Annotated in this window: 13 protein-coding genes and 1 tRNA gene; 11 read left to right on the top strand and 3 right to left on the bottom strand. The window is 72.3% G+C overall.

Going from position 1 to position 20614, the window contains the following annotated elements; genetic code table 11:
• Nucleotides 1-22 precede the first annotated feature (22 nt).
• The 5 genes from gltB (at nucleotide 23) to ABD899_RS06320 (ending at nucleotide 8299) form a co-directional block, all read left to right on the top strand.
• Entirely contained in the window at nucleotides 23-4564 is a 4542-nt protein-coding gene (gene gltB, locus ABD899_RS06300) for a glutamate synthase large subunit (RefSeq protein WP_345203635.1), read from the top strand.
• A complete protein-coding gene (locus ABD899_RS06305; protein WP_345203637.1) occupies nucleotides 4557-6014 on the top strand; it encodes a glutamate synthase subunit beta in 1458 nt (485 codons plus the stop codon). The genes gltB and ABD899_RS06305 overlap by 8 nt, the downstream gene beginning before the upstream one ends.
• Before the next feature lie 90 nt (nucleotides 6015-6104).
• On the top strand, nucleotides 6105-7565 hold the full coding sequence (pyk, locus tag ABD899_RS06310; protein ID WP_345203639.1) for a pyruvate kinase: 1461 nt from the start codon (nucleotides 6105-6107) through the stop codon (nucleotides 7563-7565).
• A 41-nt stretch (nucleotides 7566-7606) separates the two neighbouring features.
• Nucleotides 7607-7689, top strand: a tRNA-Leu gene (locus ABD899_RS06315).
• Between the two features lies 1 nt (nucleotide 7690).
• Nucleotides 7691-8299 carry an ANTAR domain-containing response regulator gene (locus ABD899_RS06320; RefSeq protein ID WP_345203641.1) on the top strand — a complete coding sequence of 203 codons (609 nt, stop codon included), beginning with the start codon at nucleotides 7691-7693 and terminating at the stop codon, nucleotides 8297-8299.
• 186 nt (nucleotides 8300-8485) lie between these two features.
• Here the strand turns inward: ABD899_RS06320 and ABD899_RS06325 are convergent, their stop codons facing one another.
• On the bottom strand, nucleotides 8486-9259 hold the full coding sequence (locus ABD899_RS06325) for a DUF554 domain-containing protein (RefSeq protein WP_345203643.1): 774 nt from the start codon (nucleotides 9257-9259) through the stop codon (nucleotides 8486-8488).
• Between the two features lie 149 nt (nucleotides 9260-9408).
• Here ABD899_RS06325 and ABD899_RS06330 point away from each other — a divergent pair, with 149 nt between their 5' ends.
• Nucleotides 9409-9963: a GNAT family N-acetyltransferase gene (locus ABD899_RS06330; RefSeq protein ID WP_345203646.1), complete on the top strand. Its 555-nt coding sequence runs from the start codon at nucleotides 9409-9411 to the stop codon at nucleotides 9961-9963.
• Between the two features lie 88 nt (nucleotides 9964-10051).
• Here the strand turns inward: ABD899_RS06330 and ABD899_RS06335 are convergent, their stop codons facing one another.
• On the bottom strand, nucleotides 10052-10561 hold the full coding sequence (locus ABD899_RS06335; protein WP_425474944.1) for a PaaI family thioesterase: 510 nt from the start codon (nucleotides 10559-10561) through the stop codon (nucleotides 10052-10054).
• Here ABD899_RS06335 and polA point away from each other — a divergent pair.
• The 3 genes from polA to ABD899_RS06350 all read left to right on the top strand — a co-directional run bounded on the left by polA (nucleotide 10560) and on the right by ABD899_RS06350 (nucleotide 16757).
• Nucleotides 10560-13253, top strand: a complete 2694-nt coding sequence (gene polA / locus ABD899_RS06340) for a DNA polymerase I (protein WP_345203648.1) — start codon at nucleotides 10560-10562, stop codon at nucleotides 13251-13253. The two genes, ABD899_RS06335 and polA, sit on opposite strands and share 2 nt — an antisense overlap.
• Before the next feature lie 199 nt (nucleotides 13254-13452).
• Complete coding sequence (locus tag ABD899_RS06345; protein ID WP_345203650.1) at nucleotides 13453-14070, top strand: hypothetical protein; 618 nt, start codon at nucleotides 13453-13455, stop codon at nucleotides 14068-14070.
• Entirely contained in the window at nucleotides 14067-16757 is a 2691-nt protein-coding gene (locus tag ABD899_RS06350; RefSeq protein ID WP_345203652.1) for a hypothetical protein, read from the top strand. Before ABD899_RS06345 ends, ABD899_RS06350 begins: the two co-directional genes overlap by 4 nt.
• A 66-nt stretch (nucleotides 16758-16823) precedes the next feature.
• On the opposite strand, the gene ABD899_RS06355 is transcribed toward ABD899_RS06350, so the two are convergent.
• Nucleotides 16824-17651, bottom strand: a complete 828-nt coding sequence (locus tag ABD899_RS06355; RefSeq protein ID WP_345203654.1) for a class I SAM-dependent methyltransferase — start codon at nucleotides 17649-17651, stop codon at nucleotides 16824-16826.
• Nucleotides 17652-17820: 169 nt separating this feature from the next.
• On the opposite strand from ABD899_RS06355, the gene rpsA reads away from it, so the two are divergent.
• The gene (gene rpsA / locus ABD899_RS06360; RefSeq protein WP_345203656.1) at nucleotides 17821-19329 is read left to right on the top strand and encodes a 30S ribosomal protein S1; all 1509 of its coding nucleotides are present in this window, start codon (nucleotides 17821-17823) and stop codon (nucleotides 19327-19329) included.
• Nucleotides 19330-19459: 130 nt separating this feature from the next.
• Nucleotides 19460-20611 carry a serine hydrolase domain-containing protein gene (locus ABD899_RS06365; protein WP_345203659.1) on the top strand — a complete coding sequence of 384 codons (1152 nt, stop codon included), beginning with the start codon at nucleotides 19460-19462 and terminating at the stop codon, nucleotides 20609-20611.
• Nucleotides 20612-20614 lie beyond the last annotated feature (3 nt).

Below are 20614 nucleotides of genomic sequence, written 5' to 3' on the forward strand. Positions count from 1 at the left end.
ACCCCGAGGACGGTGATGCGACGTGACCGTCGCCCGCTTCTCCGCCCAGCCCGACGACGTGGGCCTCTACCGCGGCGAGCACGAGCACGACGCCTGCGGGGTGGCCCTCGTCGCGACGATGCGGGGCAGTGCCGGGCACGACATCGTCGTCCACGCGCTCGACGCGCTGCGCAACCTCGACCACCGCGGCGCCACCGGCGCCGACCCCCTCGTCGGTGACGGGGCCGGCATCCTCACCCAGGTGCCCGACGCGTTCTTCCGGGCGGTCCTCGACGCCGAGCTGCCGCCCGCGGGCGGGTATGCCGTCGGCATGGCCTACCTGCCGCAGGACGCCGACGCGCGCACCACCGCCGAGGCCCGGATCGAGCGGATCGCCGGCGAGGAGGGCCTGCGCGTCCTCGCCTGGCGTGACGTCCCGGTGACCCCCGACCTCGTGGGCCGCTCGGCCCGGGAGTGCATGCCGGTCTTCCGCCAGCTCTTCGTCGCGTCCGGCGCCGGCCTCACCGGGCTCGAGCTGGAAAGGGTGGCGTTCTGCCTGCGCAAGCGGGCCGAGCACGAGGCCGAGGTCTACTTCCCGTCCCTGTCGGCGCGCACCGTCGTCTACAAGGGCATGCTGACGACCGGGCAGCTCGAGCCGTTCTTCCCCGACCTGTCCGACGAGCGCTTCGCCTCCGAGCTCGCGCTCGTGCACTCGCGCTTCTCGACGAACACCTTCCCGAGCTGGCCGCTCGCCCACCCGTACCGCCTCATCGCCCACAACGGCGAGATCAACACGGTCAAGGGCAACCGCAACTGGATGCGGGCCCGCGAGAGCCAGATCAGCTCCGACGTCATCCCCGGCGACATCGAGCGGATCTTCCCGGTGTGCACCCCCGGGGCCTCGGACTCCGCGACCTTCGACGAGGTGCTCGAGCTGCTGCACCTCGGCGGCCGGTCCCTGCCGCACGCCGTGCTCATGATGATCCCGGAGGCCTGGGAGAACCACGAGTCGATGGACCCCGCCCGACGGGCGTTCTACGAGTTCCACTCCACCTTCATGGAGCCGTGGGACGGCCCGGCGTGCGTGACGTTCACCGACGGCACCCTCATCGGCGCCGTCCTCGACCGCAACGGGCTGCGCCCCGGCCGTTACTGGGTCACCGGCGACGGCCTCGTCGTCCTCGCCTCCGAGGCCGGCGTGCTCGACATCGAGCCCGAGAACGTCGTGCGGCGCGGGCGGCTCCAGCCGGGCCGGATGTTCCTCGTCGACACCGCGGCCGGCCGGATCGTCAGCGACGAGGAGGTCAAGTCCACCCTCGCCGGTGAGAAGCCGTACGAGGAGTGGCTCCACGCCGGGCTCATCGAGCTGTCCGACCTGCCCGAGCGCGAGCACATCATCCACACCGCGGCCTCGGTCGCGCGGCGTCAGCGCACCTTCGGCTACACCGAGGAGGAGCTCAAGGTCATCCTCGCCCCGATGGCGAGCACCGGTGGTGAGGCCCTGGGGTCGATGGGCACCGACACCCCGATCGCCGTGCTGTCGGAGCGGCCCCGGCTCGTCTTCGACTACTTCACGCAGCTCTTCGCCCAGGTGACCAACCCCCCGCTCGACGCCATCCGAGAGGAGCTCGTCACCTCGCTCGGCACGACGATGGGCCCCGAGGGCAACGTCCTCGACGCCAACCCCGCCCACGCCCGCCAGGTCGTGCTGCCCTTCCCGGTCATCGACAACGACGAGCTGGCCAAGATCGTCCACATCAACGCCGACGGCGACCTGCCCGGCTACAGCACCGTCGTCGTCAAGGGCACCTACGACGTCACCGGCGGGGCGGACGCCCTGCGGGCACGGCTGCACGAGATCTTCGACGAGGTCTCGGCCGCGATCGCCGGCGGGGCACGCTTCGTCGTGCTGTCGGACCGCGACTCCGACCGTGACCTCGCGCCGATCCCGTCGCTGCTGCTGACCTCCGCGGTGCACCACCACCTCATCCGGGAGAAGACCCGCACCCAGGTCGGACTCCTCGTCGAGGCCGGCGACGTGCGCGAGGTGCACCACGTCGCGCTCCTCGTCGGCTACGGTGCGGCGGCGATCAACCCCTACCTCGCCATGGAGACCGTCGAGGACATGGTCCGCAGCGGCGCCGTCACCTCGGTCACCGAGGAGAAGGCGGTGGCCAACCTCATCAAGGCGCTCGGCAAGGGCGTGCTCAAGGTGATGTCCAAGATGGGCATCTCGACGGTCGCGTCGTACCGCGGGGCCCAGGTGTTCGAGGCGATCGGCCTGTCCCAGGAGCTCGTCGACGAGTTCTTCACCGGCACGTCGAGCCAGCTCGGCGGGGTGGGGCTCGACGTCCTCGCGGCCGAGACCGCGGCGCGGCACGCGATGGCCTACCCGCCGGACGGCATCCGGCAGCCCCACCGCAAGCTCATGGTCGGCGGCGAGTACCAGTGGCGCCGCGAGGGCGAACCGCACCTGTTCGACCCCGAGACGGTCTTCCGCCTCCAGCACGCGACCCGGTCGCGCCGCTACGACGTGTTCAAGCAGTACACCCAGCGCATCGACGAGCAGTCCGGGCGGCTGATGACCCTGCGTGGGCTCTTCGAGCTCGGCGGCGCCGACCCGCGGCCCCCGGTGCCGATCGAGGAGGTCGAACCGGTCAGCGAGATCGTCACGCGGTTCAACACCGGCGCGATGAGCTACGGCTCGATCAGCATGGAGGCCCACGAGACCCTCGCCATCGCGATGAACCGCCTCAGGGCCCGCTCGAACACGGGCGAGGGCGGCGAGGACCCCGAGCGGCTCATGGACCCCGAGCGACGGTCCGCGATCAAGCAGGTCGCGTCCGGTCGCTTCGGCGTCACCTCGCTCTACCTCACCCACGCCGACGACATCCAGATCAAGATGGCCCAGGGCGCCAAGCCGGGGGAGGGGGGCCAGCTGCCCGGCCCGAAGGTGTACCCGTGGGTCGCGCGCACCCGGCACTCGACGCCGGGGGTCGGGCTCATCAGCCCGCCGCCGCACCACGACATCTACTCCATCGAGGACCTCGCCCAGCTCATCCACGACCTCAAGAACGCCAACCCCGGGGCGCGCATCCACGTCAAGCTCGTCTCCGAGGTCGGGGTCGGCACGGTCGCGGCCGGGGTGAGCAAGGCACACGCCGACGTCGTCCTCATCTCCGGGCACGACGGAGGCACCGGCGCGAGCCCGCTGACGAGCCTCAAGCACGCCGGCGGGCCGTGGGAGCTCGGGCTCGCCGAGACCCAGCAGACCCTCGTCCTCAACGGGCTGCGCGACCGGATCGTCGTCCAGGTCGACGGCCAGATCAAGACGGGGCGCGACGTCGTCGTCGCCGCGCTGCTCGGCGCCGAGGAGTTCGGCTTCGCCACCGCCCCCCTCGTCGTGTCGGGGTGCATCCTCATGCGGGTGTGCCACCTCGACACCTGCCCGGTCGGCATCGCGACGCAGAACCCCGAGCTGCGGGCCCGGTTCTCCGGCACGCCGGAGTTCGTCGAGACCTTCTTCGAGTACATCGCCGAGGAGGTCCGCGAGCACCTCGCCGCGCTCGGCTTCCGCAGCGTCGCGGAGGCCGTGGGGCAGGTCCAGCACATCGACGCGTCCCGGGCCATCACCCACTGGAAGGCCTCGGGCCTCGACCTCGCCCCGGTCCTGGCCAGGGTGAACAGCCCCGACGGCTCCGGCATCCGGCACACGACGGGGCAGGACCACGGGCTCGAGAAGGCGCTCGACCACCAGCTCATCGCCGCGGCGCGCGACGCGATCGACCACGGCGCCCCGGTCACGGCCCGGTTCCCGATCCGCAACGTCAACCGCACCGTCGGCACGATGCTCGGCCACGAGGTCACCAAGGCCCACCCGGCGGGGCTCGAGGACGGCACGGTCGACCTCACGTTCACCGGGTCGGCCGGGCAGAGCTTCGGCGCCTTCCTGCCGTCCGGGATCACCCTTCGGCTCGAGGGCGACGCGAACGACTACGTCGGCAAGGGCCTGTCCGGTGGCCGGGTCGTCGTGCGGCCCGCCCCCGGCTCGGCGCTCGTCGCCGAGGAGAACGTCATCGCGGGCAACGTCATCGCCTACGGCGCCACCTCCGGCGAGCTCTTCCTGCGCGGCCGGGTCGGCGAGCGGTTCTGCGTGCGCAACTCCGGCGCCACGGCGGTCGTCGAGGGCGTGGGGGACCACGGCCTCGAGTACATGACCGGTGGCACCGCGCTCATCCTCGGCCCCACCGGCCGCAACGTCGCGGCCGGGATGTCGGGCGGGGTCGCGTACGTGCTCGACCTCGACCACGACCGTGTCAACCGTGAGCTCGTCGACCTCGGCTCGCTGCGGCCCGAGGACGAGCTCGTCGTGCGCGACCTCCTCGAGCGCCATCTCCGGTGGACGGACTCGTCGGTGGCTGCCCGGCTCCTCGCCGACTGGGACGCGTCCCGCTCGGCGTTCACCCTGGTCCTGCCCCGGGCCTACCAGCGCGTGCTCGACGTGCGGGCGAAGGCTGCGGCGGAGGGCCTCGACCTCGACGGCACCCAGGTGTGGGAGCGGATCATGGAGGCCTCCCGTGGCTGACCCCCAGGGATTCCTGAGGACGCGCGAGCGCGAGCTGCCGCGCCGTCGACCCGTGCCGGTCCGGATCAAGGACTGGAAGGAGGTCTACGAGGAGCAGCCGGTCACCGAGCTGCAGCGCCAGGCCGGCCGCTGCATGGACTGCGGCATCCCGTTCTGCCACAGCGGCTGTCCGCTGGGCAACCTCATCCCCGAGTGGAACGACCTCGCGTGGCGCGGCGACTGGCGCCAGGCGATCGACCGCCTCCACGCGACGAACAACTTCCCCGAGTTCACGGGGCGGCTGTGCCCGGCTCCGTGCGAGGCGGCCTGCGTCCTCGGCATCAACCAGCCGGCCGTCACGATCAAGCAGGTCGAGGTCAGCATCATCGACCGGGCCTTCGCGAACGGCACGGTCACCCCGGAGGCGCCCGAGCGGCTCTCCGGCAAGACCGTCGCCGTCATCGGCTCAGGCCCCGCGGGCCTGGCCGCCGCCCAGCAGCTGACCCGTGCCGGGCACACGGTCGCGGTCTACGAGCGGGCCGACGCCCCCGGTGGGCTGCTGCGCTACGGCATCCCCGAGTTCAAGATGGAGAAGGCCGTCCTCGACCGGCGCATCGCGCAGATGAAGTCCGAGGGCACCCGCTTCCGCACCGGCGTCGAGATCGGGCGCGACCTCACGGCCGCCGACCTGCGCAAGCGCTTCGACGCCGTCGTCGTCGCGACCGGCGCCACGGTGCCGCGCGACCTGCCGGTGCCGGGCCGCGAGCTCGACGGGGTGCTCCAGGCGATGGACTTCCTGCCGCCCGCCAACCGGGTCGCGCTCGGCCAGAGCGTCGAGGGCCAGGTGACGGCCGAGGGCAAGGACGTCGTCGTCATCGGCGGTGGCGACACCGGTGCCGACTGCATCGGCACCTCGCACCGCCAGGGTGCGCGGTCGGTGACGAGCCTCGAGATCATGCCGCAGCCGCCGGCGGAGCGCGCCGCGAACCAGCCGTGGCCGACCTACCCGATGACCTTCCGCATCGCCTCGGCGCACGAGGAGGGTGGCGAGCGTGTCTACGCGGTGTCGACGAGCGAGATCGTCGGTGACGAGCAGGGGCGGGTCAGCGGGCTGCGGCTGCACGAGGTGCGGATGGGGGAGAGCGGGTTCGAGAGGGTCGAGGGCTCCGAGCGCGAGATCCCGGCCCAGCTCGTCCTCCTCGCGATGGGCTTCCTCGGACCGCAGCAGGACCTCCTCGACCAGCTCGGCGTCGAGCGCGACGCGCGCACGAACGCCGCCCGCGACGACGCGTTCATGACCAACGTGCCCGGGGTGTTCGTCGCCGGCGACGCGGGGCGCGGGCAGTCGCTCATCGTCTGGGCCATCGCCGAGGGCCGGTCGGCGGCGCACGAGGTCGACGCCTGGCTCATGGGCAAGCCGTCCCGCCTGCCCCGGCCGGTGAACCCGACCGACCGCCCCCTCATCGCCTGACCCGGGAAGCCCCGCGGCGCGGGTCCCGAAGCCCGGTCCGGGATGTGGCACCCGTCACGGTGGAAGCGTTTCCACCGATACCCTTGCCGCATGCGCCGCGCCAAGATCGTCTGCACCCTCGGGCCCGCCACGACCTCCGCCGAGAACCTGCGTGAGCTCGTCCGCGCGGGCATGGACGTCGCCCGGCTCAACCTCAGCCACGGCGACCACGCCGACCACGAGCGGGTCTACCGCGACGTGCGCAAGGCGAGCGACGTGACCGGGCGCGCGGTCGGCATCCTCGTCGACCTCCAGGGCCCGAAGATCCGCACCGCCCGCTTCGCGAACGGCCCGATCGAGCTCGTCCCGGGCACGCAGTTCACGATCACCACCCGCGACGTCCCCGGCGACGAGAAGGAGGTCGGCACGACGTACGCCGGCCTGCCCGGCGACGTCACCGCCGGCGACCGCATCCTCATCGACGACGGCAAGCTCGCGCTCATCGCGACCGACGTCACCGAGACCGACGTCGTCTGCCAGGTGCTCGAGGGCGGCACGCTGTCGAACAACAAGGGCATCAACCTGCCCGGAGTCGCCGTCTCGGTGCCGGCGATGTCGGAGAAGGACAAGGACGACCTGCGCTGGGCGCTCAGGATCCGCGTCGACATGATCGCGCTGTCCTTCGTGCGCACCGCCGAGGACATCCGCGACGTCCACCAGATCATGGACGAGGAGGGCATCCGCCTCCCGGTCATCGCCAAGATCGAGAAGCCGCAGGCCGTCGAGAACCTCGACGAGATCATCCGCGCCTTCGACGGCGTCATGGTGGCCCGCGGCGACCTCGGCGTCGAGATGCCGCTCGAGGAGGTCCCGCTCGTGCAGAAGCGCGCGTGCGAGATCGCCCGCCGCCGGGCCAAGCCGGTCATCGTCGCGACCCAGGTGCTCGAGTCGATGATCGAGAACAGCCGCCCGACGCGCGCCGAGGCCTCGGACGCCGCGAACGCGGTGCTCGACGGCGCCGACGCGCTCATGCTGTCCGGCGAGACGAGCATCGGCAAGAACCCGTTCGCGGCGGTGCGCACGATGGCCCGCATCATCGAGAACACCGAGGACCACGGCATGCACCGCATCCGGCCCCTCGGCACCCGCCCGAGCTCCAAGGGCGGCGCCGTCACGGCGGCGGCCGCCGACATCGGCGAGCTGCTCGGGGTCAAGTACCTCATCACCTTCACGACGAGCGGCGACTCCACCCGCCGCCTGGCCCGGGTGCGCCCCCGCATCCCGATGCTCGCGTTCACCCCCAACCAGTGGACCCGCAGCCAGCTCGCCCTCGCCTGGGGCGTCGAGACCTTCCTCGTCGGGGAGGCGAAGCACACCGACGAGATGGCGATGCAGGTCGACGAGGTGCTGCTCGCGGCGGGCCGGGTCGTCGAGGGCGAGCAGGTCGTCATCGTCGCCGGGTCCCCACCCGGCATCCCCGGGTCCACGAACGCGCTGCGGGTGCACCGCATCGGCGACGCGAAGAACCGGGTGGCCCCGGCGTACAGCGAGATCGCCTCGGGGACCGTCTGACGGGGGCCACGCCGCCCGTCGCTATGCTGGCGACGGCCCCCGCCGGGGTGGTGGAACGGCAGACACGGAGCACTCAAAATGCTCTGCCCGCGAGGGCGTGCGGGTTCGAGTCCCGCTCCCGGCACATGAGTGAGAGCACGCCCCCCGCGTCCCCTGCGTCGACCAAGCGCGTCCTCGTCGCCGAGGACGAGGCGATCATCCGGCTCGACCTGGCCGAGATGCTCGGCGAGGCCGGCTACGACGTCGTCGGACAGGCCGGCGACGGCGAGCAGGCCGTGGCGATGGCCACCGCGCTGCGGCCCGACATCGTCATCATGGACATCAAGATGCCGGTCATGGACGGCATCACCGCCGCCGAGCAGATCGGCAAGGAGCGGATCTGCCCGGTCGTCATGCTCACGGCCTTCAGCCAGACCGAGCTCGTCGAGCGGGCCCGCGACGCCGGCGTCATGGCCTACATCGTCAAGCCGTTCACGGCCGGTGACGTCACCCCCGCGATCGACATCGCCCTGTCGCGCTGGTCCGAGCTCAAGGCGCTCGAGGCCGAGGTCGCCGACCTCGGCGACCGGCTCGAGACCCGCAAGGCCGTCGACCGGGCCAAGGGCGTGCTCATGACCAAGCTGAAGATCACCGAGGCCGATGCCTTCCGCTGGATCCAGAAGACCGCGATGGACCGCCGGATGGGGATGCGCGAGGTCGCCGAGGCGGTCGTCGCCGGCATGGAGAAGGCCTGAGGTCCTGCGCCCACGACGGATCCCCTGAGCCCGCGACGGATGTCCTGCGCCCACGACGGATGCCGTGGCGCACCGGGGCGACCCGGCTGGGCACGGCACACGCGAGGTTCGCACGGCATGTCAACCCGTGTGGACCGCGGGCTTCCCTCATGGGGCGGAAAAGTGGGGCACCCGGACCCGTGCACCTCAGCGAAGCCAGACGACGACCTGGGTGAGCAGCGGCGCGACGACGAGGGCCGGCAGCATGTCGCCGACCGGTACGTCGCGGATCCGCAGCAGCCGCAGCGCGATGCCCGCGAGCATGAGGCCGCCCGTCGCGGTGAGCGCGGCGATGTGGGCCTCGGGGACGAGCGAGCCGAGCAGCACGCCGACGACGGTCAGGGTGCCCTGGACGACGAGCACCGACACCGCGGAGAGCAGCACCCCGACTCCGAAGCTCGCGGCGAACGCCATCGCCGCGAAGCCGTCGAGCACCGCCTTGAGGGCGAGCTGGTCGATGCCGCGCCCGAGCCCGTCGTTGAGCGACCCGAGGATGGTCAGCGGGCCGACGCAGAAGAGCAGGGATGCCGTGAGCCAGCCCTCGATGAAGCGTTCCCGGGCGGCGTGGTCGGTGCCGCCCTCGGAGCTCCACCGACGGGAGACGAAGGCCTGGATCGTGCCCGCGAGGCCCTCGAGCCGGGCCTCGATCCGCAGCACCGAACCGAGGATCGAGCCGATGAGCAGCGACCCGAGGACGACGAGCAGCGGGAACCCCGCGCCCACCGCCTCGCGCAGCGCCGGGTCGGTGACCGACATGGCCGACAGCCCCGCGACGAGGAGGGTCACGAGCCCGAGCACGTCGGTGACGACCGAGCGCGTGTGCTCCTTGAACCGGTGCCCCACGGCCATCCCCAGACCGGCGCCGACGAGGACTGTGAGGACGTTGAGAAGGGTCCCGGCGCCCGGGAACAGCGAGGTCACGGCGGCAGCCTACGGCGACGGCCACATCCTCACCGACCCGGGCTTCCGCCCGCCCCCACCCGGGGTCTAGGGTCGGGTGCTCGGGAGCGTTCCCGCCCGGTGACGACGCCGGGGTCGACCGAGACGGAGGTGCTGTGGCCAGGCGGACGGTGGAGGTGACCCCGGTCGACCGGGACGACCTGCGGGACGTCACCGGGCTGTGGCTCGCGGCCCGCGTCGACTCGGGCTCGAGCAGGGAGGCGGCCACCCGCCTCGTCGCCGACGGCCGGCTCGGCTGGGCCCTGCGGCGGCCCGGCGTCAACGTCTTCGTCGCGCGCCTCGACGGTGAGGCCGTCGGCTACGCCATCACGACCGAGAACCCGTTCGGGCTCAGCCCCCAGGCCGAGCTCGCCATCGAGCAGCTGTGGGTCGCGCCCGCCGCCCGCCGCCACGGGGTGGCGAAGTCACTCATCGCGGCGGTGCTGTCGGCGGCGGAGCGCTCCGGCTGCGAGCTCGTCGTCTCGAACGTGCCGCAGGCCAGCCGCGACGCCAACCGCTTCTTCGCGCGGCTCGGGTTCTCCTCGGTCATCGTGCGCCGGGTCGTCTCGACGAGCCAGCTGCGCCGCAAGCTCGCCCCCGAGAGCTGCGAGACCGGCAACGAGCTGCTGCGGCGGCGGCGGTCGCTGCGCAGCCGCGCCCTGCCCGCGGCGTCGCGTCCGTTCTGACGCGGGACGGGCAGCCTTCCGACCCGGCACGGCGTCCGGCTGGCCCGGCACGGCACCCGACGGGCCCGGCACGGCATCCGGGAGGCCGTCAGGAGCCCGGGGCGGCGTCCCGGATGAGGCAGGTGATCCGGCTCGTGCAGACGCGCCGGCCGCCGTCGTCGGTGACGACGACCTCGTAGCAGGCCAGGGTGCGCCCGAGGCTGATCGGCGTCGCCGTGCCGGTGACGACCCCGGAGCGGGCGGCGCGGTGGTGGGTCGCGTTGATGTCGAGCCCGACGACGGCCTTGTCCGGGCCGGCGTGCAGCGCCGCACCCATCGACCCGAGCGTCTCGGCGAGGACGACCGACGCCCCGCCGTGGAGCAGGCCGTAGGGCTGGGTGTTGCCCCGCACCGGCATCGTCGCGACGAGCCGTTCGGCGCTGGCCTCGACGACCTCGATGCCCATCCGGTGCATGAGCGAGTCGGGGTTCATCTCGCGCAGCGCGTCGGCGCCGGGGTCGACGCCGGGACGGGGTCCGGGCGTGCCGGGAGTGCGGTCGGGGGTGGGGTCGAGGGCAGGGTCGGGGGCGGCGCCGGGAGGGCCGGGGGTGTCGGTCATGGTGGATAGGCTGCCACGCGTGAAGCTCCTCCTCCTCGACGGACACTCGCTCGCCTACCGGGCCTTCTTCGCGCTCCCGGTCGAGAACTTCTCGACGAGCACGGGGCAGCACACCAACGCCGTCTACGGCTTCACGGCGATGCTCATCAACGTCCTGCGCGACGAGGCCCCCACCCACGTCGGCGTCGCCTTCGACGTCTCGCGCAAGACCTTCCGCGCCGACGAGTACCCCGACTACAAGGCGGGTCGCTCGGTCACCCCGGCCGAGTTCTCGGGCCAGCTGCCCCTGCTGCGCGAGGTCCTCGACGCACTGCGCATCCGGCACGTCGGCGTCGAGGGGTTCGAGGCCGACGACGTCATCGCCACCCTCACCCGGCAGGCCGTCGAGGCCGGGCACGAGGTCGTCATCTGCACCGGCGACCGCGACGCCTTCCAGCTCGTGTCCGACAAGGTCACCCTGCTCTACCCGGTCCGGGGCGTGTCCGAGGTCTGGCGGATGGACCCGGCCGCGGTCACCGAGAAGTACCTCGTCGCGCCCGAGCGCTACAGCGACCTCGCGGCGCTCGTCGGCGAGTCGAGCGACAACCTGCCGGGCGTGCCCGGGGTCGGCCCGAAGACGGCCGCCAAGTGGCTGGCACAGTACGGCGACCTCGCCGGGGTCGTGGCCCACGTCGACGAGATCAAGGGCAAGGTCGGCGAGAACCTTCGGGCCCACCTCGACGGGGTGCTGCGCAACCGCCGCCTCAACCGGCTCGTCGACGACCTCGAGCTGCCCCTCGGCGTCCCCGACCTCGAGCGCGCCTCCTGGGACCGCGAGGAGGTGCACCGGGTCTTCGACGGCCTGGAGTTCCGGGTGCTGCGCGACCGGCTGTTCCAGACCTTCGAGGTCGAGCAGGACGAGGTCGAGGGCGGGTTCGAGCTCGAGGGCGAGGTCGTGCACGCCCCCGACCTGCCCCTGCGCTTCGGTGACGGAGCCCACGGCCGCCGGATGCCGCACGGCGTCGTCGTCGTCGGTCACTACCGCGGCGGCGGCGGGGATGCCGGTGCCGTCGCCTTCGCGGGCGAGGACGGCACGACCGGCTACCTCGACCTCACGGCGCTCACCCCTGCCGAGGAGGCGGTCCTCGCCGCGTGGCTCGCCGACCCGGACGCGCCCAAGGTGCTCCACGACGCCAAGGAGCAGCTGCAGGCGCTGAGCTGCCGCGGCCTGGAGCTGCGGGGCGTGCGATCCGACACCGCGCTGGCCGCCTACCTCGTCCGGCCCGACCAGCGGTCCTTCGACCTCGAGGACCTCGTCGTGCGCCACCTCGGCCGCGAGCTCAAGGCCGAGACCGGGGCCGGCGACCAGGGCATGCTCGACTTCGCCGCCGACGACGACGCGGCGGAGCGCGAGGCGATGGTGCGTGCCCGTGCCGTGCTCGAGCTGTCCCAGGTGCTCGCCACGCGGCTCGAGGAGACGGGTGGCACCGAGCTGCTGCGCGACCTCGAGCTGCCCCTCGTCGACATCCTCGCGCGGATGGAGCGCACCGGCATCGCCGTCGACGAGCCCGCGCTCACGGCGCTCGAGGCCGACTTCGGCGCCAAGATGCGCCAGGCACAGGAGGACGCCTGGGAGGCCATCGGCCGCCGCGACGTCAACCTCGGCAGCCCGAAGCAGCTCCAGGAGGTGCTCTTCGACCAGCTCGGCATGCCGAAGACCAAGCGCACCAAGACCGGGTACACGACGGATGCCGACGCGCTCGCCGACCTCTTCGTCAAGACCGAGCACCCCTTCCTCGAGGCGCTGCTGCGCCACCGCGACACGAGCCGCCTGCGGGTGACCGTCGAGGGCCTCATCAAGTCGGTCGCGCCGGATCGCCGCATCCACACGACGTACATCCAGACCATCGCCGCCACCGGTCGGCTGTCCTCGACCGACCCGAACCTGCAGAACGTCCCGATCCGCACCGAGGAGGGGCGTCGCATCCGCGAGGTGTTCGTCGTCGGCGAGGGCTTCGAGTCGCTCATGTCGGCCGACTACAGCCAGATCGAGATGCGGATCATGGCGCACCTCTCGGGCGACGAGGGGCTCATCGAGGCGTTCCGCTCGGGGGAGGACCTCCACCGCTTCGTCGGGGCCCGGGTCTTCGGGGTCGAGCCCGGCGACGTCACCCCCGCGATGCGCAGCAAGGTCAAGGCGATGAGCTACGGGCTGGCCTACGGGCTCTCCGCGTTCGGCCTGTCCAAGCAGCTCACGATCACCACCGGCGAGGCGCAGGGGCTCATGGACGAGTACTTCGCGCGCTTCGGGGGGGTGCGCGACTACCTGCGCGAGGTCGTCGCCGAGGCGCGGGCCACGGGGTACACCGCGACGATGCTCGGCCGCCGCCGCTACCTGCCCGACCTGATGAGCGACAACCGCCAGCGGCGGGAGGGGGCCGAGCGGATGGCGCTCAACGCGCCGATCCAGGGGTCGGCCGCCGACATCATCAAGCTCGCGATGAAGGGCGTCGACGGGGCGCTCACCGCCGAGGGCGCGCGCTCGCGGATCCTGCTCCAGGTGCACGACGAGCTCGTCGTCGAGGTGGCCCCGGGGGAGCGGGAGGCCGTCGAGGCGCTCGTGCGGCGCGAGATGGGTGCGGCGGTCGAGATGGACGTCCCGCTCGACGTCAGCATCGGGGTCGGCCGGTCCTGGCACGACGCCGCCCACTGAGGCGGGGACCGCCCGTCATCGGGCCCCGACGGGTGTCGTCAAGGTCACCCCGAGATCGTCCCGTGCCAGGTCGGGGCGGGAGGAGACTGACCTTGGCGTGGCTTCGCGGATTTCAACCACATTTCCGCAGGTAGCCGATACTGTCTGGTAACCCAGCGCACCCGCCACCGCAGTCGGGTGCCTTTCTTGCGAGGTGTTTATGCGACGAAGCCTGATCGCCGGGCTTGTACTGGCCGTGCTTGCGGCACTGGCCATCAGCGTCGGAGGGATGCTCGACTCCGACCTCGAGCACATCGCGCTGCTCGGCGGCGCCATCGGTGGCGCCCTGGGGCTGGTCCCACACCCCTACTCCTGGGGGCGGATCGCCGCGTTCCTGGTCGGCTTCGTCCTGGCCTGGATCGGCTTCGCACTGCGGGCCGCGGTCATCCCCGACTCGGCGAACGGACGCGCCGTCGTGGCCTTCCTCGTCGTCGCGCTGTGCGCGGCGGCGTGTGCGTTCAGCATGAACCGGCTCCCCTTGTGGGCAGCCCTGCTCGGGGTCGCGGCCATCATCGGCGCCTACGAGGAGATCTTCACCAACGCGCCCGCGCAGTTCCTCAACGAGTCGCCCCAGGCGGCGACCACCGTGCTGCTCGCCGCTGGCCTGGGGTACCTGGCCACGTCGGTGATCGCTGAAATGGTGAGTGACACTCCGGACGAGCGCGGGTCGCACCGCCTGGGTCGCGACTCCGGTCCTGCGTCCCCCGCGGCAACCCCTGAGACTCCGGGCGAGGATCTCGACCGACTGAACGGCCTGATGGCAGGAGAGAAGAAGTGAGCACAACCCACAGGGTCGCCGGTTTCGGCGTCACGCTGCTGGCCGCCTCGGCGGCGATGGTGCTGGGCGTGAGCCCGGCCGCCGCGGCCACGATCGTGGCCGACGACGTCGTCGTCACCAACACCGAGACGGTCCAGGCCTACCTCGACCCCACCGGTCAGCTCGACGTGGCGCGGATCTACGACCAGATCGCCATGCAGGGCAACGGCACCGTCGACCTGCGCAACCCGGTCGAGACGGAGGGCCTGCGCAACCTCGACTCCTTCGGCGGGTTCGAGGTCGTGGACGGTGAGATCGTCGGCACCTACGAGGTCGACGGCGACCTGCGACTGCGCGCGGTCAGCGACTTCCCGCAGGAGCTGCCCCTCGAGGTCGCGGTGACGTACGCCCTCGATGGTGAGCAGGTGGAGCCGGAGGACGTCGTCGGCGAGACCGGGACCCTGGAGGTCCAGTACACCGTGCGCAACGTCACCGGGCAGCCGCAGGACATCACGTACGACGACGGCACCGGCACGATGGTGACGGCGACCGAGGACGTCGTCATCCCCATGGTCGGTTCGCTGACCACCGTGCTCCCGCCGGCGTTCACCGACGTCACGTCCAACGAGGCCAACATGGCCGGTGACGGTCGGGGCGGCACGAAGATGTCGTTCACGATGACGCTGTTCGGCCCGATCGGTGCGCCGGAGGCGACCTTCGGCTACCGCGCGAACATCTCCGACGGGGTGATCCCGCCCGCGAGCATCTCGGCCCTGCCGGTGAGCCCGCTCGACAGCCCGTCCTTCAAGGGTGGCTCCGCGGCCTACCAGTCGGGCGCCGTCACCGGTGCCACGCTCACGGCCGGCGCGACGACGATCGACGACAACCTCCTCAAGCTGCGCGACGGCGCCGGCGAGCTCCTCGCCGGCCTCATCAAGCTGAAAGACGGCGCGGGCCAGCTCAACGCGGGTCTCACCGGCACGGCGGCACCCGGTGCTGCCAAGCTGGCCGACGGAACCGACCAGGCAGCCGCCGGTGCCGCCGAGCTGAGCAGCGGCCTCGGCCAGCTCGACGACGGCGCGAACCAGCTCGCCGACGGCGCCGGCCAGGTCGCTGACGGTGCCGGCACGGCCGCGACCGGTGCCGACACGCTGGCCGGCGGGTCGGCACAGGTCGCCGACGGCCTGGACCAGGCGGGGGCCCAAGCGCCGGCACTGATCGCCGGGCTCGACCAGGTCGCCGCCGGCCTCGCCCAGGTCGACGCGGGCCTCGAGACACTCTCCGAAACACTGACCGACCCCGACACCACGCAGGGCGTCGGCCTGTTGCAGGCCGGCATCAAGAAGCTCATCGCCGGGATCGGCACCACGGGCGATGCGACGACGCTCCTCGGGGGCGTGGAGAAGATCCGCGCCGGTCTGGCCGCGGCGACGGCCACCGGTGGGTCCATCGACCAGCTCAAGGGCGGCGTCGATGGCGCAGCCGCTGGCGCCGAGACCATCGCAGCCGGCCTCGAGAAGGCGCTCCTCGGCGTGAACGGGGTCAGGGACGGGAACACCGCGGCACTGGCGCCGGGCGGCAGCATCGAGCAGGTCGGGAACGCGATCCGCGACATTGCCGACGTCCCCTCGTGCGCCGCGGACCCGCTGTGCGTCGGGACCGTCAACGGCACGGCGACCAACATCGAGTCCCAGCTGAGGACGAGTGCCACCACTTCGGAGCAAGTCCTCACCGCGGTCTCGACAGGGCTGTCGAACACCGACCCGGACAATCCGGGTGCCATCCAGGGTCTGCTGAAGATCGCAGCGGGCCTGTCGGGCCAGGTTTCTCCGGGCATCGCCGCGCTCAAGGCGAGCCTCATCGAAGCGGCCACCGGTCTGGCGCGGATCGAGTGCGGGCTCAGCAACGCGAGTCTCCCGGGGGTCTGTGATCCAGACACGCCTGGGCTGTTGGAGGGCCTGCAGCTGGTCGACGAGGGCGTGGCCACGCTCGTCGGGGGTGTTGTCGCTGCCGTCGGCGACGACAACGACACCTCCGCGGACAAGACCCTGCGCGGTGGGATCCACTCGCTCCAGGCCGGCGTGGACGAGCTGTCCGCGGGTGGCCAGGCCCTCATCCTCGGGCTGGACAAGCTGTCCGTCGGTGCGACCCTCGTCGCCGAGGGCAACGCCGACCTCGCCACCGGCCTCGACACCCTCGCCGACGGTGCCGGACAGGTCTCCTCGGGTGCCGACCAGCTCGCCGACGGAACCGGCACGGCCAGTGCGGGCTCCGCGAAGCTCGCCGACGGCACCCAGCTGCTGGCGGTCGGCGCGAACCAGCTCGCCGACGGGCTGCTCACCGCGGCGGACGGCTCGTCCCAGCTCGCCGTGGGCCTCGGAACCGCCGCCGAGGCGGCCCCGGCGTTGCCCGAGGGCGCGCAGCGGCTCTCCGACGAGGGCACGAGCAAGCTCATCGACGCCGGCAAGGCGACGGCAGCGGACTACGGCGTCAAGTACGCGCTCATCGAGGCGGGTGCGGAGCGGGCCCAGACCGAGGCGATGATCTACGGAGCACCGGCTGACGCCACCGGAAAGGCGGCCTACTCCATCGAGATCGCAGGTGTGGACAGCACCTCGGGCAACAACCTGCAACGCGGACTGGTTGCGGCAGCGCTGTTCGGCCTGGCAGCGGGCGGGGCGTTCCTCCTCCGACGGCAGACCGCCTGAGGTCACACGCAGGGGCGGTGCCGGTCCGGCACCGCCCCTGCGGGGTCTCCACCGCCCCGCCCGGACTCAGCCCGGGCGGTCCGCGACGAGGATCGCCGTCCCGGGCAGGAGCCGGCCGCGCAGTGGCGACCACCCGCCCCACGTCGCCTCGGTGCGAGCGGGCCACTCGGGCTCCACGAGGTCGGTGAGCACCAGCCCGGCGGCGACGACCTGTCGCACGAGGTCGCCGAGGGTGCGGTGGTGCTCGGCGTACGTCACGACCCCCGCCTCGCTCTCGACGTAGGGCGTGCGGTCGAAGTACGACGTCGTGGCCGTGAGCCCGTTCGGCCCCGGGTCGTCCGGGAACGCCCAGCGCACCGGGTGCGACGTCGAGAACACGAACCGACCACCGGGGCGCAGCACCCGGGCGGCCTCCGCCAGGACGGCGCCGCTGTCGGCGACGAAGGGGATGACGCCGTACGCGGTGAACACCCGGTCGACCGTCTCGTCGCCCAGCGGCAGGGCCTGGCCGTCGCACTGGAGCAGTGGCACCCCTCGGCCGGCCTCCGAACGTGGGTGAAGATCCGTTGTGGTGGTGTCGATCCGGCGGGCGGTGCGCAGCATCCCCATCGACAGGTCAGTGGCGACGACCCGCAGGCCGCGGTGCGTGCGAGCCAGCCAGCGCGAGCACTGCGCCGCCCCGGACCCGATCTCGAGCACCGTCATGCCGTCGCGCACCCCGAGGAGGTCGAGCTCGGCCTCGGTCCAGCCCTCCGGCCCCCAGACGAAGTCGCTGTCACCGAGGAAGGCGCCGTGCTCGGCGTGGTAGTCCTCGGCCTCGCCGTCCCACCACGACCGGTTGGCCGAGCGGGTCTCGGCCGCGCCGACGGGGCGACGGGTGGCGTCCTGGCTCACGGCCGGGGCCGCGTGAACGGGACGGGGCGGGCGGACGGCATCCGAGAGGTTTTGCCCCCGACGTGCGGGCACCAGTAGGCTGACCCAGCACCCGTGTGGCTGCTTGCGGTCACGCGTGCGCTCGTACCTTCCCATCGATTCCATCTGTCCACATCGGAGTTCCTACTACATGACTGCCAGCACGGTCGACACGACCGCCCCTCAGGTTGCCATCAACGACATCGGCTCTGAGGAAGACCTCCTCGCCGCGATCGACGCGACGATCAAGCACTTCAACGACGGCGACATCGTCGAGGGTCGCATCGTCAAGGTCGACCGGGACGAGGTCCTGCTCGACATCGGCTACAAGACCGAGGGCGTCATCCCCTCGCGCGAGCTGTCCATCAAGCACGACGTCGACCCCAACGAGGTCGTCTCCGTCGGCGACGAGGTCGAGGCCCTGGTCCTCCAGAAGGAGGACAAGGAGGGTCGCCTGATCCTGTCCAAGAAGCGTGCGCAGTACGAGCGCGCCTGGGGCACGATCGAGAAGATCAAGGAGGAGGACGGCGTCGTCACCGGCTCCGTCATCGAGGTGGTCAAGGGTGGGCTCATCCTCGACATCGGCCTGCGCGGCTTCCTTCCCGCCTCCCTCGTCGAGATGCGTCGCGTGCGCGACCTCCAGCCGTACGTCGGCAAGGAGATCGAGGCCAAGATCATCGAGCTCGACAAGAACCGCAACAACGTCGTCCTGTCGCGCCGTGCCTGGCTCGAGCAGACGCAGTCCGAGGTCCGCACGACGTTCCTCAAGGAGCTCGGCAAGGGCCAGGTCCGCAGCGGTGTCGTGTCCTCGATCGTCAACTTCGGTGCGTTCGTCGACCTCGGCGGCGTCGACGGTCTCGTCCACGTCTCCGAGCTGTCCTGGAAGCACATCGACCACCCGTCCGAGGTCGTCGAGGTCGGCGACGAGGTCACCGTCGAGGTGCTCGACGTCGACATGGACCGGGAGCGGGTCTCCCTGTCGCTCAAGGCGACGCAGGAGGACCCGTGGCAGCACTTCGCCCGGACCCACGCGATCGGCCAGGTCGTGCCGGGCAAGGTCACCAAGCTCGTCCCGTTCGGTGCGTTCGTGCGCGTCGACGACGGCATCGAGGGCCTCGTCCACATCTCCGAGCTCGCCGAGCGCCACGTCGAGCTGCCCGAGCAGGTCGTGACCGTCGGCACCGACATCTTCGTCAAGGTCATCGACATCGACCTCGAGCGTCGCCGCATCTCGCTCTCGCTCAAGCAGGCCAACGAGGACGGCGCCAACCAGGTCGAGTTCGACCCGACGCTGTACGGCATGGCGGCCGAGTACGACGAGGCCGGCAACTACAAGTACCCCGAGGGCTTCGACGCCGAGACCAACGAGTGGCTCGAGGGCTTCGAGTCGCAGCGTGAGGCCTGGGAGAAGCAGTACGCCGAGGCGCACGCGCGCTGGGAGTCGCACCGCAACCAGGTCGAGGCGTTCGCCAAGGCCGACGCCGAGGCCGCCGGTGGCAGCGAGGCCACCTCGTACTCCTCGGAGTCGGGCTCGCCGTCGTCCACGCCCTCCTCGTCCGACGAGGGCAGCGCGCCGCGCCCGCCGGCCCCGGCCTCCGAGGGCACGCTGGCCTCCGACGAGGCCCTGGCCGCCCTCCGGGAGAAGCTCACCGGCAACTGAGGCACGACGGCGTCCCCTCGGATGCCGTCCGCCCACCGACGAAGGCCCGGTCACCCGTGAGGGGTGCCCGGGCCTTCGGCCGTCCGTCGCTGCGGACGTCCCGCGGGCGGGACCGTGGCAGGGTGGACGGATGGCTCGCACCGACGCGACGGACCCCCTGCGCACCCCGACACTCGACCGGCTCGTCGAGGACGGCGAGCTGCTCGGCTACTCCGTCGCCCTGCGCGGTCGCGACGGCCGGACCCTGACGACCGTGCGGGGTGCGACCGGGCCCCACACCGGGCCTCCCGTCACCGAGGCGTCGTCGTACCGGCTCGCGTCGCTGTCCAAGCCGGTGGCCGCCCTGCTCGTGGCCGTGCTCCGCGGGGAGGGGGTGCTGGCTCCCGACGACGAGGTGCGCCGGTGGGTGCCCGAGCTCGACGGGGTCCGGGTGCTGCGCAGGCCGGATGCCGACCTCGACGACACCGAGCCGCTGACCAGACCGGTGACGGTCGGCGACCTCCTCACGATGACGAGCGGGCTCGGCATGGGCATGAGCGAGACGCCGCTGTCCCGGGCCATGGCGAGGGCGGGCGTGCACCCGGGCCCACTGCCCCCCACCGTCGACGACGTCACCTTCCTCGCCCGGCTCGCCGAGCTGCCGCTCGCCTTCCAGCCCGGCGCGGGATGGGCGTACCACACGTCCACGGACGTGCTGTCGGTCGTCCTCGCCCGCGCCTCGGGCCAGCCCCTGGACCGGCTGCTCGCCGACCGCCTCACGCAGCCGCTCGACACCCCGTCGGTCTCCTTCGCCGCGCCGGGGCCCGAGACGGCCGCGCCGGCCCACGCGCGTGGGCCGGGCGGATGGGAACCCCTGGAGGCGGACGGGCCGGCGGAACCGGCCATGCTCACGCTCTCGAGCGGCCTCTGGGGCACCGCGGCCGACACAGCCCGGGTCCTGGCCGAGCTCGTGACCCCCACGGTCGCCCCTGCCGACCTCATCCGGGCGGTGCGGCGGCCCGCCCTCACGGACCTCCAGCTCGCGGCGGCGCGACCGTTCGTCCCCGCGGGCTACTCCTTCGGCCACCACGTGTCGGTGGCGATGCGTGACGACCCGGCCGGCCCTCGTCGCGGCTCCGCCGGCTGGGCCGGTGGCACGGGCACCCTCGGGATCGCGGACCCCGCCGCCGGGCGCACCGTCGCGCTCCTCACCGCACGGCGGCTCGACGGTCCCCGGGACGCCGTCGCGTTCGACGCCGTCCTCGCGGACCTCTGGGCGGACGTGCGCGACGAGGCGCACTAGGGT

It is taken from the genome of Fodinibacter luteus, from assembly GCF_039541575.1.
GTDB lineage: Bacteria > Actinomycetota > Actinomycetes > Actinomycetales > Dermatophilaceae > Fodinibacter > Fodinibacter luteus.